Here is a 15557-nt window from a genome sequence, read left to right as displayed (position 1 = left end):
TGATTGGCGACAGTTTGAGCGCTTGCCCATTGGGGTGGGCATTGGTAAAGTTAGCCGGTTTTCTGCACCTCCAAATTCTTAGGATTTCCCGTAGCCATGTTCAAAAAGCTCAGAGGCGTCTTTTCCAACGATCTGTCGATCGACTTGGGAACTGCCAACACCCTGATCTATGTAAAAGATCAAGGGATCGTCCTTAACGAACCCTCAGTTGTCGCCATTCGCCAAGAGCGCGGGAACGCCAAATCGGTCGCTGCTGTCGGTCATGCCGCCAAGCAGATGCTGGGTCGTACCCCGGGTAACATCTCCGCCATTCGCCCGATGAAAGACGGCGTGATCGCCGATTTCTACGTGACCGAGAAGATGCTGCAGCACTTCATCAAACAGGTTCACGACAACAACTATTTCCGCCCCAGCCCGCGCGTGCTGGTGTGCGTACCCTGCGGCTCCACCCAGGTGGAACGTCGCGCCATCAAGGAATCCGCTCTGGGCGCCGGCGCCCGCGAGGTTTACCTGATCGATGAACCCATGGCTGCCGCCATCGGTGCCGGCTTGCCGGTCTCCGAAGCGACCGGTTCCATGGTGGTGGACATCGGTGGCGGTACCACCGAAGTGGCCATCATCTCCCTGAACGGCGTGGTCTACTCCCAGTCCGTGCGCATCGGTGGCGACAAGTTCGACGAAGCCATCATCAGCTACGTGCGTCGCAACTACGGCAGCCTGATCGGGGAAGCCACCGCCGAGCGCATCAAGCACGAGATCGGCTCCGCCTACCCGGGCGAAGAGGTGCGCGAGATCGAAGTGCGCGGTCGCAACCTGGCCGAGGGTGTGCCCCGCAGCTTCACCCTGAACTCCAACGAGATCCTGGAAGCGCTGCAAGAGCCGCTCTCCGGCATCGTCTCCGCCGTCATGGTGGCCCTGGAGCAATCCCCGCCCGAGCTGGCGTCCGACATCTCCGAGCGCGGCATGGTGCTGACCGGTGGTGGTGCCCTGCTCAAGGACATCGACCGTCTGCTGATGGAAGAGACCGGCATCCCGGTCGTCGTGGCTGAAGATCCCCTCACTTGTGTCGCCCGTGGCGGTGGCAAGGCGCTGGAACTGATCGATATGCACGGTGGCGATCTGTTCCACTACGAATAAGACCCAAAGCCGGCCGAGCGCCGGCTCTTTTTTGACGACTCATGAAACCCATCTTCGGTAGAGGCCCTTCGCTTCAGTTACGGTTGTTTCTCGCCGTCATCATCTCCGTCGCTGCCATCGTCGCGGATTCTCGCTTCGGTGTGTTCAGCCATGTCCGCGTTTATCTGAGCTCCCTGGTGAGCCCGCTGCAATACATCGCCAACGCCCCCGGCACCCTGCTCGACACCATGTCGACCCAGGTGCAGACCCGCGCCGATCTCATCGAGCAGACCAAGCAGCAGGAGCAGCAACTGTTCACCCTGCGCTCGCGCCTGCTCAAGATGGATCAGCTGGAGCACGAGAACCAGCGTCTGCGCGAGCTGCTGGGGTCGCCGGTACACAAGGAGTCCCGCAAGATGGTGGCCGAGCTGCTGTCGGTGGATTCCGACCCCTTCAGTCATCAGGTGCTGATCAACAAGGGGGCGTTGGATGGCGTCTACAACGGCCAGCCGGTGATCAACGATCAGGGAGTGGTCGGTCAGGTGCTCCACGTGGGCTCCACCACTAGTCGCGTGCTGCTCATCACCGACTCCAGCCACGGCATCCCGGTGCGGGTGCTGCGCAACGACTTGCGCGCCATCGCCTCCGGCAGCGGCGAGCTGGACAAGCTGGAGCTGCGCAACCTGCCCCGCAACACCGACGTCCAGGTCGGCGATCTGCTGGTCACCTCGGGCCTGGGCGGCCGCTTCCCGGAAGGTTATCCGGTGGCGACCGTGACCCGCTCCGACTACGTGGAGGGCAAGCCCTTCGCCCAGATCGAGGCCAAGCCGCTGGTGGCGCTGGACCGTCTGCGCTACCTGCTGCTGCTGTGGACCGACAAGAAACCGGAAGTACACGACAAGGATGCCCTTGAGCCTGCGGCGAGCGCCTCGGCGGCCACGGCAACCTCGGCGGCGGGGGCGACGCGCTGATGCTGCAACCCGCCAGCGGCAGGATCTGGATCTGGTGTTCGATCCTGCTGGCCCTGTGCCTCTCCATCCTGCCGCTTCCCTTTCAATTCGAACCCTTCCGTCCGGACTGGCTTGCCATGGTGCTCATCTACTGGGCGCTGGCGCTGCCGCACCGGACCAACGTCGGCACCGCCTGGGTGGCGGGCCTGCTGCTGGACGTGCTGCTCGGCAGCACCCTCGGCGTGCGGGCCATGGCCATGGCCATCACCACCTACCTGGCGGCCTTCCAGTTCCAGAAGATCCGCAACTTCTCCCTCTGGCAGCAGGCGCTGATCATCGGTCTGCTCTCCCTGGTGGGGAAGATCACCGTGTTCTGGGCGGAGCATCTGTTCAGCCGGGCCAGCCTCAACTTCGCCTACTTTTGGTCGACGTTGACGACGATGTTAATATGGCCCTGGATTTTTATGGTCTTGCGCAAGGTGCGGCGTCGCTTCAATATCAAGTGAATGTGAATAAAAACAACGCATTGTAACTGCGCATCGTCTCATTGAGTGAAGTATGAACAAGCACAACGAACTGCAACTCTATCTCGCCTCGGGCTCCCCCCGCCGGCACGATCTTCTGACCCGCCTGGGCTACCGTTTCGAGGTCCTCAAGCTGGATGTGCCGGAGCTGCGCAACGACGGTGAGAAGCCCCAGGATTACGTCTGCCGGCTGGCCCGCGACAAGGCGATGGCCGGTGTGGCCGCGGCGCCGACGGCGCTGCCTGTGCTGGGGGCCGACACCATAGTGGTGCTGGGGGAGCGGGTGCTGGAGAAACCCTCCGACCTGCTGGACGCCAAGGACATGCTGGAAGCCCTCTCCGGGCGGGTACACCAGGTGATGACGGCGGTGGCCCTGGCCACCCCGGAGCGGTGCGATGTGCGACTGGTCACCACCAACGTGGCGTTTCGCAAGCTGGACGAGGCCGAGATCGAAGCCTACTGGCGCACCGGCGAGCCGTGCGACAAGGCGGGCGCCTATGCCATCCAGGGCATTGCCGGCAAATTCGTCAGTCGCCTCGAGGGGAGCTACAGTGCCGTGGTCGGCCTGCCCCTGCTGGAGACGGACCTGTTGATCAAGCAGCACCTCGAGCAGACCCGGTAATCCTCTCGTCAGCAGTGCGCTGCTGAGTTACCCGTTGTTCGTCGTGCCAGAATTCAAAACTAGAAAGGCAAGGTAACTTATGTCGGTAGAACTGCTGGTAAACGTCACCCCCTCCGAAACCCGGGTCGCCCTGGTCGAGAACGGTCTGCTGCAGGAAGTGCATGTGGAGCGTCAGGCCAAGCGCGGCATCGTGGGCAATATCTACAAGGGCAAGATCAGCCGCGTGCTGCCCGGCATGCAGGCCGCCTTCGTCGACATCGGCATGGACAAGGCCGCCTTCCTGCACGCCTCCGACATCGTCCCCCATACCGAGTGCGTGGCGATCAAGGAGAAGGAGCAGTTCCAGGCCGGCAACATCGCCGAACTGGTGCGCCAGGGGCAGGACATCATGGTACAGGTGGTCAAAGACCCGCTCGGTACCAAGGGGGCCCGCCTCACCACCGACATCACCCTGCCATCCCGTTATCTGGTCTTCATGCCGGGCAGTGCCCACGTGGGGGTCTCCCAGCGCATCGAATCCGAGGCGGAGCGCGAGCGCCTCAAGCGCACCGTGGCCGGCTATGTGGACGAACTGGGCGGCTACATCATCCGCACCGCCGCCGAAGGGGTGGGGGAGCAGGAGCTGGAACAGGACGCCGCCTTCTTGAAGCGCCTGTGGCGCAAGATCCTCGAGCGCAAGCAGAAGTATCCCCCCTGCAAGATCCTCTATGAGGATCCCAGCCTGGCGTTCAGGGTGGTGCGTGACTTCGTCGGTGCCGAGCTCGACAAGATCCGGGTCGACTCGCGCCAGAGCTTCGATCAGCTCAAGCGCTTCACCGAGGAGTACGTGCCCGAGCTTGCCAACAAGCTGGAGTACTACACCGGCGAGTCGCCGATCTTCGATCTCTACGACGTGGAGAACGAGATCCAGCGGGCCCTGGAGCGCAAGGTGGAGCTGAAATCCGGCGGCTACCTCATCATCGACCAGACCGAAGCCATGACCACGGTGGACATCAACACCGGGGCCTTCGTCGGCCATCGCAATCTGGAAGAGACCATCTTCAACACCAACGTCGAGGCCACCGCCGCCATCGCCCGTCACCTGCGCCTGCGCAACCTCGGTGGCATCATCATCATCGACTTCATCGACATGCAGTCCGAGGATCACCGTCGCCGGGTGCTGCACAGCCTGGAGCTGGCGCTGGCCAAAGACAGGGCCAAGACCAACGTCAACGGTTTCTCCCAGCTCGGGCTGGTGGAGATGACCCGCAAGCGCACCCGGGAGAGCCTGGAGCACGTGCTCTGCGCCGAGTGCCCCGAGTGCAAGGGGCGCGGCCGGGTCAAGACGGTGGAGTCGGTCTGCTTCGAGATCCTTCGGGAGATCATCCGGGTCAACCGCGCCTACGACGCGGATCAGTTCACCGTCTATGCGGCCCCCTCGGTGGCCGATTACCTGCGGGGGGAGGAGTCCCACAGTCTGGCGGAGCTGGAAGTCTTCATCGGCAAGCAGGTCAGGGTGGTCTCCGAGCCGCTCTGTGGGCAGGAACAGTTCGATGTGGTGATGATGTAATTGGTCTATCGCTGGCTGAGTCGGGGCTGGTTGGCCCTCGGAGTCTTCTTCGTGCTGCTGGCCGTTCTGGTCAGCGTGGTACGACTGGGCGGCCCTTTGCTCAACCAGCACCGGGCGGCCGTGATAGGGACCCTGCTCGGAGAGAGTCAGCTCGAGGTGAGCGTGGATCACGTCGGGCTGGAGTGGACTCCCCGCGGCCCGGCCATCGGGCTGGAAGGACTGGCCATCGCCCCCGATTCGGGGCGTTTCTCCCTGCGCCTTGGCAAGGTGTGGGCCCACCTCGACTTCTGGCGCTCCCTCAACGAACTCAGACCGGTGTTTGGCCAGTTGATCCTGAGCGACGGCAACATCGCGCTGGACATGACCCAGCCCGCCACCCCCGTCAGCGGGAAGAGCGCGAACCAGCAGGAAGCCCTGCTGCACTTCCTGCTGACCCAGCTCTCCACCTTCGACATTCACGACACACGCCTGAGCCTCACCACGGCACTGGGGGAGGTGCGCGCCCTCGACATCGCCCAGTTGCGCTGGCAGAACCGCGGCAAGCGGCATCAGGGGGTCGGCAAGGCCTATCTCATCAACGGGGTGGGAGAGAGCACCCTGGACCTCATCATCGATGTGGATGCCCCCGAGGTGCGGCTCGACCGCCTCAAGGGCCAGCTCTATCTGGGGGCCAGCGAGCTGGACATCAGCCCCATGCTGGCCCGGATCCACGCCGGCGCGCCGCCGGTGAGCGGCCAGCTCGACTTCCAGCTCTGGAGCGAGTTCGAGAAGGGCAGGCTCGGCAACTCCCTGCTGGCCTTTGGCAACAACCACCTGATCTGGAAAGACGAGATCAAGGGAGAGCCGCACCGCCTCGACCTGCAGGGGGGCAAGATCCAGCTGCGTCGGGACGGCGAGGCGTGGCAACTCGCCAGCCACGACGTCATCTTCAAGCTCGATGGCGCCACCTGGCTGCACAGCCGCCTGCAGCTCGAGCGCATCGGCTCGCGCATCCAGGGCTATGTGCCCGCCATCGATCTCGACCAGATTGCCAACCTGAGCCAGCTGGTCTCCGGCCTCTATCCCGAGCTGACCGAGACCCTCAAGCGCACCCGGCCAAGGGGCCAGTTGCAGGAGCTGGTCCTGCAGGCCGACGGGGACTGGCAGGGGCTCTCTTTGCAGGGGCAACTGCGCGGCTTCGGGACCCGGGCCTGGCACGATGTGCCCGGTCTGCAAAAGCTGGACGGCGACTTCTGGCTGACCCCGAACGGGGGACGCGCCCGCCTGACCCTGGGCAAAGGCAAGGTGGATCCGGCCCGCCACTTCAAGGAACCCATCCCGGTGGACAGCCTGAGTGCGGCCCTCGACTGGTGGCGGGCGCCGCAAGGCTGGGTGCTCTATGGTCAGGACATTGCCCTGGAGAACCCGGATCTGCGCCTCGCCAGCCGGTTTCGCCTCGAGCTGTTCGAGCACCCCTTCCTCGCCCTGACCGGGCGGATCGACGTCAAGAACGCGGCCCATGCGGATCGCTACTACCCCCTGGCGGTGATGGATGAGGGGCTGGTGAGCTACCTGAGCGGCGCCATCAAGGGGGGCAAGGCCAAGGGGGCCGACCTGCTCTGGTACGGCGAATTCCGTGACTTCCCCTACGACAACGGCAAGGGCGTCTTCCAGGTGGCGGTGCCGCTGCAACAGGCCACCTACGAGTTTTTCCCGGGCTGGCAGCCGCTGACCGACCTGCAGATCGATCTGCTGTTCCAGAACGCCAGCCTCGACATGAACAGCCGCGCCACCCAGCTCGGCAAGGCCAGCTCCGACTCGGTGCACGCCTGGATCCCGGACCTCTATCCGGGGGCTCACCTCTACGTGGATGCCAGGGTTGAGGGCGAGGGCAAGGCCATCAGCGACTATTTGCAGGACTCGCCGCTGGGGGGATCCGTCGGTCAGGCGCTGCGGGAGGTGGAGATCCGCGGCCCCATGAAGGGCACGGTGAAGCTTGACATACCGCTGGATGGCGAGGGGGAGGTCAAGGCCAGCGGGGAAGCCAGCTTCAAGGACAACAAGGTGAGGATCGCCTCCCTGGACCTGCCACTCGACGGGGTCGCAGGGACGCTCGAGTATGACAACGAGCAGACGCGCATTCACAACCTCAAGGCCAGCCTGTGGAACCAGCCGCTGACCCTGGATTATCAGGGGCGGCAACTGCCCCACGGCTATCAGGCCGACCTCAAGTTCCAGGGGCAGTGGGACAGCCGCCGCCAGCGCCGGGATATACCGGCCCTCGAGATGCTCCAGGGGCGCAGCAACTGGTCGGGTACCCTGGGGCTGACCCTGCCCGAGAACAAGGCGTTCAGCTTCCAGCTGGCGCTGGACTCCAACCTGCAGGGCATGGGGCTGGATCTGCCCGTGCCCCTGACCAAGGCGGCGGGTACCCGGCTGCCCCTCAAGGTGACGGCCCGTGGGCGGGATGGCAGCGCCGATATCCGCGCCGTGCTGGGGGCGGACATCGACATGCAGAGCCGCCTGGTGTACGGCGACGGCGTGCCCTACCTCGGCCGGGTGCGGGTCAACATCGGCCAGCCCGGGGCGCGGGTGATGCAGGACAAGCCCATGCTGCTCGCCATCAATCAGCAGCAGGTGGACGTGGCCGGCTGGCTGGCCCGTCTCAAGCAGTGGCTGCCTGCTGGCACGGCGCCGAGTGACAATGCGGTGGTGGGTCCCGCTTTCTTGCCCCAGGAGTGGTGGGTAGATGGCCAACTGGCCCGTGCCGACATCGGCAGCGCCAGCCTCAAGGCGGTGCACTTCACCCTGGGGCCGGTGAACCAGGCCACCGAGGTGATGATCGACAGCCCCGACGTGATGGGGGTGGTGCGGGTGCCGGTGGCCGATGGGCGCCCCATCGATGCCAAGTTTGCCCGCATCTACTGGTCCGGCAAGGGGACCGATCTCAGCCCGGATCCCGATGAGCGCCAGGACCGGGCCATCATGGACGCCATTCCCTGGCTCACCTTCAGCTGCGTGGATTGCCGCTTCGGCGAGCTGCCCCTGGGTGAGGTGAAGGGGGAGCTGCTGCCCGGGGCCAACCGGCTGGATCTCAAGGGGCTGGAGATGCGCCTGGCGGGCAGCACCCTGCGCGGCAGCGCCGAGTGGCTGGCCCGTGGCAGCCAGATGCAGACCCGTGCCAGGGTGAACCTCGAGACCCGCAACAGCGAGCTGCTGCTCAAGCGGCTCGGCTACACCTCGCCCATCGGGGATGCCCCGGGCAAGCTGGCGCTGGATCTGAACTGGCGTGACGTGCCCTACCGCCTGAGCCTGCCGACTCTGGCGGGCAGCATCGACTACCAGCTGGAGGGAGGCACCCTGCGGGAGGTCAACGACAAGGGGGCCCGGCTGCTCTCCCTGCTGAGCCTCGACTCCCTGATGCGCAAGCTGCGCCTCGATTTTCGCGATGTATTCGACAAGGGCTTCTATTTCGAGTCCATGTCCGCCTCCGCCAAGGTCAATCAGGGGGTGGTGGAGAACAACGACTTCTACATGAAGGGGGCGGCGGGCAACCTGCGGGGCAAGGGCATCGCGGATCTGGTGCGCTGGCGGCTCGACTTTGATCTGAGTTTCTCCCCGAACCTGGGGGGCACCCTGCCCGTGGTGGCGGCCTTCTCCCTGACTCCCATCACCGGGCTCTATGTGCTGGCCCTCTCCAAGCTGCTGGAGCCCGTGGTGGACGTGGTGACCCGCATCGATTTTCGGGTCTCCGGCCCGCTGGACGCCCCCAGGCTGGTGGAGGCGGGGCGGGATCGCGCCCGCATCAAGCTCAACCAGCAGCAGAAGGAGGCGGTGGATGCGGTGGCGCCCGGCCTGCCCGCCAAGGAGGTCACCCCCTTCCTGCTCAATCCCAAGCATCAGGGCTCGGGTCAGCGCTGAGGGCCAGCGCCGGGCTGGGGGACTTTCCCCCGGCCGCCAAACCCCTCATAGTGCAGATATTGCCCTGCGAGCCGAGAAGGCCTTGTGTCACCGGCTCGCCCAACAGAAGGAGCGCGTCATGTGGCTAGCCGCCATGCAGTTGATTTCGGGTCGTACCTGGCAGGATAACCGGGAGCGGATCGCCGCCGAGCTGGCGAGTCTGCCCGGGGAGCGCCCCTTGCTGGTGCTGCTGCCGGAAAACTTCGCCCTCTTTGGCGAGCGGCAGGGGTATCTGGACGGGGCAGAGCCATTGGGAAATGGCCCAATCCAGCAGCAACTCTCTGATTGGGCCAAATCCCACGGCATCTGGCTGGTGGCCGGGGCCATGCCCACCGCCATCGCCGGTGCCGACCACATCCACACCAGTACCCTGGTGTTCGATCCCGACGGCGAGCTCAAGGGGCATTACCACAAGATCCACCTGTTCGACGTGGACGTGGCGGACAATCACGGCCGCTACCGGGAGTCGGAGACCTTCAGCCCGGGTGATCAGCCTGTGCTGGTGGACTCCCCCTTTGGTCCCCTCGGCCTCTCTATCTGTTATGATCTGCGCTTTCCCGAGCTTTACCGCCAGTTGGCCCGGGCCGGTGCCCGGGTGCTGCTGGTGCCTGCCGCCTTTACCGCCGTCACCGGCGAGGCGCACTGGGAGCCCCTGTTGCGGGCCCGTGCCATCGAGAACCAGTGCTACGTGGTGGCCGCCAACCAGGGGGGCACCCACGAGACGGGGCGCCAGACCTGGGGCCACAGCATGGTGATCGACCCCTGGGGCCGGGTGCTGGCCTGTCGGGCGTCGGGGCAGGGCACTGTGCTGGCGCCGCTGGATGGGGCCCTGATCGATGAATTGAAACGCACCATGCCGGTGCTGCAACACGCCCGCCTGCTGTGAGCCCGCGGCCGTGGATTTAACCGTTACGACATCTCGCATGAGAGTGGAGAGAAAGATTTGAGTCTATTGAGCCAGGTTAGTGCCTCCCTGTTGGCCCCGAACGATCTCGACGAAGGGCGGCTGCAACAGCTGCTCGGCAGCCTGATGAGCCATCAGGTGGAGTTCGGCGACCTCTATTTCCAGCGCAGCTGGCACGAGTCCTGGATGCTGGAGGACGGCATCGTCAAGGATGGCAGCTACAACATCGATCAGGGGGTGGGGGTGCGCGCCGTCAGCGGCGAGAAGACCGGTTTCGCCTACTCGGACGAGCTGAGCCTGCTGGCGCTGCAACAGTCGGTGACTGCCGCTCGCGGCATCGCCGCCGCCGGTGCTCACGGCAAGGTAAAAGCATGGGCTCGCACCGAAGCAAACCTGCTCTACCCGGCGCTGGATCCCCTGCAGACCCTCGACAAGCAGCAGAAAATTGCCCTGCTGGAGCAGATGGACAAGTTCGCCAGAAGTCTGGATCCCGCCATCAATCAGGTGATGGCCTCCATCAGCGGGGTCTATGAAGAGATCCTGGTGGCCGCCACCGATGGCACCCTGGCCGCCGACGTGCGTCCGCTGGTGCGCCTCTCGGTGACCGTCATCGCCGAGAAGGGGGATCGCCGTGAACGCGGCAGCGCCGGTGGCGGTGGCCGCTTCGGTTACGACCATTTCCTCGAGCTGGACGGGCTCGAGAGCCGGGCGTTTGGCTATGTGCGTGAAGCGGTGCGCCAGGCCCTGGTCAACCTGGAGGCCATCGACGCCCCGGCCGGCACCATGCCGGTGGTGCTCGGTGCCGGCTGGCCCGGCGTGCTGCTGCACGAGGCGGTGGGTCACGGTCTGGAGGGGGACTTCAACCGCAAGGGCTCCTCCGCCTTTGCCGGGCGCATCGGCGAGCAGGTGGCTTCCAAACACTGCACCATCGTCGATGACGGCACCCTGCCGGGTCGGCGCGGCTCCGTCTCCATCGACGACGAGGGGACGCCGGGGGGCTACAACGTGCTGATCGAGAACGGCATTCTCAAGGGTTACCTGCAGGACAAGCAGAACGCCCGCCTGATGGGGGTGCCGCTCACCGGCAACGGCCGCCGCGAATCCTACGCCGCCCTGCCGATGCCGCGCATGACCAACACCTACATGCTGGCGGGTCAGTACGATCCGGCGGAGATCATCGCCTCGGTGAAGAAGGGCATTTATGCCCCCAACTTCGGTGGCGGTCAGGTGGACATCACCTCCGGCAAGTTCGTCTTCTCCGCCTCCGAGGCCTACCTCATCGAGGATGGCAGGATCACCGCGCCCATCAAGGGAGCGACCCTTATCGGCAACGGCCCCGAGGCGATGAGCCAGGTTTCCATGGTGGGCCGTGATCTCGCGCTGGATCGCGGAGTCGGGGTCTGCGGCAAGGAGGGGCAGAGCGTGCCGGTCGGCGTCGGCCAGCCCACCCTCAAGCTGGATCAGCTCACCGTGGGCGGCACCCAGTAAGGTCACACACCTTTGTAAACCCCGGCCCGGCGCCGGGGTTTTTATTGGAACGCGCAAGCAATAAAAAGCCCCGGCAGGCGCCGGGGCTGGGAAAGGGGTCGGGTCAGTTGACCGAAATGGCGCGGGCGTCGATGAAGAAGCGGGCGTGGCCGTGGTCATCCACCCTTATCTGGGCGAGCAGGCGATCCTTTCGCTTGAACTCCCATCCTGTCTTGATCCGGGTCAGCGCGGGGCTGGCGGCACCGACCACGTTCAGATACTCATGAAACAGGCTGTAGCTTCCAATCTCGGTCAGCATCTTTTCCATTTGCATATCTCCTCAAGTGATGGGGTCAGCACATGCCACGCTAGCGGCAACCTTCTGAACCCTGCCTGTACAAAAACCAGACTACCCCATCAAGATGAAGGCAATATGATCAGGCGCAAGATCAGGAGGGATTTGCACGAAAAATGACACCGTTTTCAATCAGGGCTCGCGCGGCACGGCGAGATGATCGAGGGCGGTAGATCCGGCATGGGTCGGCAAGGCGGCAGCGGGTTGTTCCATCACCTGGCCATGGAAGACGGGATCCTGCGCCACCTCCTTGACGCCGTTGATGCAGAACTGCATACCCATGCACACCAGCAGGAAACCCATGATGCGGGTCATGGCGTCGATGCCGGTGGCTCCCAGGATCTTGCACACGGGATCTGCCAGCTTGAGCACACCCCAGCTGATCAGGCTCATCAGGGCGAAGGCGGTGACCATGGCGGCATAGATGACGACGCGATCGGCCTCGGCCGGCAGCTCGGCGATCTGGGCCGCGCCGCTGATCACCAGCGCCATGGTGCCGGGTCCGCACATGCTGGGCATGGTCAGGGGCACGAAGGCGATATTCTGGTTGGCCTCGACCCCGGCAGACTGGTTTGGCGAGGGGAACAGCATGCGAAAGCCGATGAAGGCGATGATGAGGCCACCGGCCAGGCGCAGGCCGGGAATGGAGATCCCGAACAGATCCAGGATGGAGGATCCGATGAAGAAGCTGACGCACAGGGTGGCGAACAGATAGAGGGCGGCCATGTTGATCTGGCGGCGAATGTGCTCGCGGGACATGCCCTTGCTCAATCCCAGCAGCAGGGTGGCCGTGGTGGGCGGGTTGACCATGGGCAGCAGGGCCAGCAAGGCGAGAAAGACGACCTGGAAGAACATAGTGGACCTCGGGCAGATGGACGGATTGGGGTGAGCTGGCAGGTCCGCAGCGGACCGCCACCCGGTCGATGATATCCGCAAAGAACAAGCCCCGACAGTGCGGGGCTTGCTTGGGAAGGATCAGGCGGCCTGCGGGGTGGCCTGGCGTTGGCCGCGCTGGCGCAGCCAGAGCCAGATGCCGAGCACGAAACCGAGGGCGGCCAGGCTGACCACATAGTGGGAGGGGGCCAGCACGTCCTCCTTCATCCAGAGGGTGACCAGCATGGGGGTGAGACCGCCGAAGATGGCGTAGGCCACGTTGTAGGAGAACGACAGCCCGGAGAAGCGCACCACCGGCGGGAAGGCATTGACCATGACGTAGGGCACGGCGCCGACGATCCCCACCGCAAAGCCCGCCAGCATGTAGAGGGGCACCAGCTGATCCGTGCCGGCTGCCAGGCTGTGGTAGAAGGTATAAGTGGCGCCGGCCAGCAGCAGGGAGCCCAGGATGAAGGTAGGACCGCTGCCGATGGCATCGATCAGGCGACCATAGACGATGCAGCCCAGGGTGAGGGCGACGATGGCCAGGGAGTTGGCGGTCAGGGCATCGGCCGGGCTGATGCCGTGGACCTTCTGCAGATAGGTCGGGGTCATCAGGATCACCACTACTATGCCGGCGGAGAGCAGCCAGGTCAGCAGCATGGAGACGACGACGCTGCCCTTGTGTTCACGCAGCACCGTCTTGAGGGGCAGCTCCTCGGCCAGGGACTTGTTGGCCTGCATCTCGGCGAAGATCGGAGTCTCGTGCAGCCAGCGGCGCAGGTACATGGCGACGATGCCGAACACGCCGCCGAGCACGAAGGCCAGACGCCAGCCCCAGTCGCTCACATCGCCCGGGCTCATGCCACGGTTGATGGCGGTCGCCACCAGGGAGCCGAGCAGGATGCCGGCCGTCAACCCCGCGGTGAGGGTGCCGCAGGCGACACCGACCCGGCGGGCGGGCACATGTTCGGCCACGAAGACCCAGGCACCGGGGACTTCCCCGCCGATGGCGGCCCCTTGCAGGATCCGCAGCAGCAGCAACAGCAGGGGGGCGGCGATGCCGAGCACGGCGTAGGTGGGCAGCAGGCCGATCAGCAAGGTCGGCAAGGCCATCAGGATGATGCTGAGGGTGAACATCCGCTTGCGGCCGATGAGATCGCCAAAGTGGGCCATGATGATGCCCCCCAGGGGGCGGGCCAGGTAGCCGGCGGCGAAGATGCCGAAGGTCTGGAACTGGCGCAGCCACTCGGGAATGTCGGCCGGGAAGAAGAGCTCGCCGATGACCACGGCGAAGAAGACGAAGATGATGAAGTCGTAGAATTCGAGGGCGCCGCCCAGCGCCGCCAGGCTCAGGGTCTTGTAATCCTGTCGATTGAGGGGGCGACCGTGGTCGTGCGATGTGCTGACTTTACTCATATCCTTATGTTTCCCATCGTTTTTTTAGTTATTCTCCCCGGTGTGCTGCGGGGATACGCTCACCCACGAGGGTATGCTTTTGTGTCCCGCAATGTAAATCGCACAATTCGCAACACTGTCTTGCAGCACGGTGCGGCAAGAAGCTGGAGAGATCATGACGAAGAAAAAGGTACTGCTCTCCTGGAGCAGCGGAAAAGACAGCGCCTGGGCCTTGCATCGCCTGCGCCAGGATCCGGCCATCGAGGTGGTGGGGCTGTTCACCACACTCAACCAGGCGTTCGAGCGGGTGGCCATGCACGGGGTGCGCAAGCAGTTGCTGTTGGCACAGGCTGAGTGCGTGGGCTTGCCGCTGACCACCATCGACCTGCCCTGGCCCTGCAGCAACGAGGAGTATGGGCGCATCATGACGGGCTTCATCGCCGATGTGCAGGTCAAGGACATTTACCACATGGCGTTCGGGGATCTCTTTCTTGAGGATGTGCGCGCCTATCGGGAGCGGCAACTGGCGGGGACCGGCATCACGCCGCTCTTCCCGCTCTGGGGCAGCGACACGACCGAGCTGGCGCAGGCGATGATCGACGCCGGGCTCAAGGCCAGGGTCTGCACCCTGGATCCGGGCAAGCTGGACGCCGGGTTAGGTGGTCATGAATTCGGTCCGGCCTTCCTGGCTGCCCTGCCCGCCGGGGTGGATCCCTGCGGCGAGAACGGGGAATTTCACACCCTGGCCTGGGACGGCCCCATGTTCCTGCATCCCCTGCCCATCCGGGTGGGGGAAACGGTGCTGCGGGACGGCTTCGTCTTCACCGATCTGCTGGCGGAGGATTCCGAATGAGGGAAGACCCCCTCGGGTGAGAAAGGAAAGGGGCCGGCTCCGTGAGGAATCGGCCCCTTTGCGTTTGCCCCCTTCAGCGGGCGGCGAAGGTGTCGCAACTGGCGGGCTTGCCGCTGTCAAAACCGCGTTTGAACCAGGTGAGGCGCTGGGCCGAGGTGCCGTGGGTGAAGCTGTCAGGAACGACCCGGCCCTGACCCTGCTGCTGCAACCTGTCGTCGCCGATGGCCTGGGCGGCGTTGAGCGCCTCTTCCAGATCGCCGCGCTCCAGCACCTGCTCTTTTTCCATGTAGTGGCCCCAGACCCCGGCGAAGCAGTCCGCCTGGAGTTCGAGCTTGACCGACAACCGGTTCTGGGCGACCTGGCTCAGCCCCTGTTGCTGCTGGCGCACCTTGGTGGAGATACCGAGCAGGTTCTGCACGTGGTGGCCCACCTCATGGGCGATCACATAGCCCTGGGCGAAGTCGCCGTCGGCCCCCAGCTTGTCGCGCATGTCCTGATAGAAGGAGAGATCGATGTAGACGGTACTGTCGGCCGGACAGTAGAAGGGCCCCATCACCGACTGCCCCTGGCCGCAGCCGGTGCGGGTCGCACCGCGATAGAGCACCAGTCTGGGGGCCTGATAGTGGTTGCCGCTTTGCTGGAACATCTCGCCCCAGGCGTCCTCCGTGGAGGCGAGCATCACCGAGGTGAAGCGGGCGAGGGGATCGTTGGCAGCCTGGGACGAGTTCTGACGCTGGGGCTGGCTCTGCGGGGCCGGATCCTGCAGCAGGGGGCCGAGGTCCACGCCGTAGTACCCCGCCACCATGACCACCACCAGCAGGATCAGGCGCCCCTTGCCACCGATGGGCAGGCCGCCGCCCCCGTTGCCGCCGCCTTGCTGGCGTCGGTCTTCCACATTGTTGCTCTCACGGCGATCTTGCCAGCGCATATCCCCATCTTAAATGCGAAAGGGGACTCCCTCCGACGTAGGTGGGAGGGGAATTTCGCCGGGGCGTCAGCCCCGCTGG

General features: G+C 64.8%; 13 protein-coding genes. 9 read left to right on the top strand and 4 right to left on the bottom strand.

Annotated features, from left to right (window positions below; all coding sequences use genetic code 11):
• The first annotated feature begins 96 nt into the window (after window positions 1-96).
• From PG892_RS05350 to tldD, 8 genes are all read left to right on the top strand, one after another.
• Window positions 97-1137: a rod shape-determining protein gene (locus PG892_RS05350; RefSeq protein WP_005308111.1), complete on the top strand. Its 1041-nt coding sequence runs from the start codon at window positions 97-99 to the stop codon at window positions 1135-1137.
• A gap of 41 nt (window positions 1138-1178) precedes the next feature.
• Window positions 1179-2087, top strand: coding sequence for a rod shape-determining protein MreC (gene mreC, locus PG892_RS05345; RefSeq protein WP_029313545.1), 909 nt, complete (start codon window positions 1179-1181; stop codon window positions 2085-2087).
• Window positions 2087-2572, top strand: coding sequence for a rod shape-determining protein MreD (gene mreD / locus PG892_RS05340; protein WP_010672635.1), 486 nt, complete (start codon window positions 2087-2089; stop codon window positions 2570-2572). Before mreC ends, mreD begins: the two co-directional genes overlap by 1 nt.
• Window positions 2573-2624: 52 nt before the next feature.
• A complete protein-coding gene (locus PG892_RS05335) occupies window positions 2625-3212 on the top strand; it encodes a Maf family protein (protein WP_143238171.1) in 588 nt (195 codons plus the stop codon).
• Window positions 3213-3291: 79 nt separating this feature from the next.
• Window positions 3292-4761: a ribonuclease G gene (rng, locus tag PG892_RS05330; protein ID WP_010672637.1), complete on the top strand. Its 1470-nt coding sequence runs from the start codon at window positions 3292-3294 to the stop codon at window positions 4759-4761.
• The gene (locus PG892_RS05325) at window positions 4762-8661 is read left to right on the top strand and encodes a YhdP family protein (protein ID WP_223916461.1); all 3900 of its coding nucleotides are present in this window, start codon (window positions 4762-4764) and stop codon (window positions 8659-8661) included.
• 118 nt (window positions 8662-8779) lie between these two features.
• Window positions 8780-9586: a carbon-nitrogen hydrolase family protein gene (locus tag PG892_RS05320; protein WP_010672639.1), complete on the top strand. Its 807-nt coding sequence runs from the start codon at window positions 8780-8782 to the stop codon at window positions 9584-9586.
• A 57-nt stretch (window positions 9587-9643) separates the two neighbouring features.
• Entirely contained in the window at window positions 9644-11092 is a 1449-nt protein-coding gene (gene tldD, locus PG892_RS05315) for a metalloprotease TldD (RefSeq protein ID WP_069785497.1), read from the top strand.
• Between the two features lie 103 nt (window positions 11093-11195).
• On the opposite strand, the gene PG892_RS05310 is transcribed toward tldD, so the two are convergent.
• The 3 genes from PG892_RS05310 to PG892_RS05300 all read right to left on the bottom strand — a co-directional run bounded on the left by PG892_RS05310 (window position 11196) and on the right by PG892_RS05300 (window position 13718).
• Window positions 11196-11399, bottom strand: a complete 204-nt coding sequence (locus PG892_RS05310; RefSeq protein ID WP_041212219.1) for a hypothetical protein — start codon at window positions 11397-11399, stop codon at window positions 11196-11198.
• 159 nt (window positions 11400-11558) lie between these two features.
• Window positions 11559-12281, bottom strand: a complete 723-nt coding sequence (locus PG892_RS05305; RefSeq protein ID WP_052815346.1) for a MarC family NAAT transporter — start codon at window positions 12279-12281, stop codon at window positions 11559-11561.
• Window positions 12282-12401: 120 nt separating this feature from the next.
• Entirely contained in the window at window positions 12402-13718 is a 1317-nt protein-coding gene (locus PG892_RS05300; RefSeq protein ID WP_270825205.1) for an MFS transporter, read from the bottom strand.
• Between the two features lie 154 nt (window positions 13719-13872).
• Between PG892_RS05300 and PG892_RS05295 the strand changes: the two genes are divergently transcribed.
• Window positions 13873-14550: an adenine nucleotide alpha hydrolase gene (locus PG892_RS05295; RefSeq protein ID WP_257711924.1), complete on the top strand. Its 678-nt coding sequence runs from the start codon at window positions 13873-13875 to the stop codon at window positions 14548-14550.
• Window positions 14551-14623: 73 nt separating this feature from the next.
• Here the strand turns inward: PG892_RS05295 and ypfJ are convergent, their stop codons facing one another.
• Window positions 14624-15478: a KPN_02809 family neutral zinc metallopeptidase gene (gene ypfJ, locus PG892_RS05290; protein ID WP_109111810.1), complete on the bottom strand. Its 855-nt coding sequence runs from the start codon at window positions 15476-15478 to the stop codon at window positions 14624-14626.
• Between the last annotated feature and the right edge of the window lie 79 nt (window positions 15479-15557).

The organism is Aeromonas sp. QDB68 (assembly GCF_027707405.1).
Taxonomy (GTDB): domain Bacteria; phylum Pseudomonadota; class Gammaproteobacteria; order Enterobacterales; family Aeromonadaceae; genus Aeromonas; species Aeromonas caviae.
This window is presented reverse-complemented; position numbering and strand designations above follow the sequence as displayed.

Coding starts and splice junctions, on each gene's coding strand:
- PG892_RS05350 (WP_005308111.1), top strand. CDS start 97: ATGTTCAAAAAGCTCAGAGGCGTCTTTTCCAACGATCTGTCGATCGAC.
- mreC (WP_029313545.1), top strand. CDS start 1,179: ATGAAACCCATCTTCGGTAGAGGCCCTTCGCTTCAGTTACGGTTGTTT.
- mreD (WP_010672635.1), top strand. CDS start 2,087: ATGCTGCAACCCGCCAGCGGCAGGATCTGGATCTGGTGTTCGATCCTG.
- PG892_RS05335 (WP_143238171.1), top strand. CDS start 2,625: ATGAACAAGCACAACGAACTGCAACTCTATCTCGCCTCGGGCTCCCCC.
- rng (WP_010672637.1), top strand. CDS start 3,292: ATGTCGGTAGAACTGCTGGTAAACGTCACCCCCTCCGAAACCCGGGTC.
- PG892_RS05320 (WP_010672639.1), top strand. CDS start 8,780: ATGTGGCTAGCCGCCATGCAGTTGATTTCGGGTCGTACCTGGCAGGAT.
- PG892_RS05310 (WP_041212219.1), bottom strand. CDS start 11,399: ATGGAAAAGATGCTGACCGAGATTGGAAGCTACAGCCTGTTTCATGAG.
- PG892_RS05305 (WP_052815346.1), bottom strand. CDS start 12,281: ATGTTCTTCCAGGTCGTCTTTCTCGCCTTGCTGGCCCTGCTGCCCATG.
- PG892_RS05300 (WP_270825205.1), bottom strand. CDS start 13,718: ATGAGTAAAGTCAGCACATCGCACGACCACGGTCGCCCCCTCAATCGA.
- PG892_RS05295 (WP_257711924.1), top strand. CDS start 13,873: ATGACGAAGAAAAAGGTACTGCTCTCCTGGAGCAGCGGAAAAGACAGC.
- ypfJ (WP_109111810.1), bottom strand. CDS start 15,478: ATGCGCTGGCAAGATCGCCGTGAGAGCAACAATGTGGAAGACCGACGC.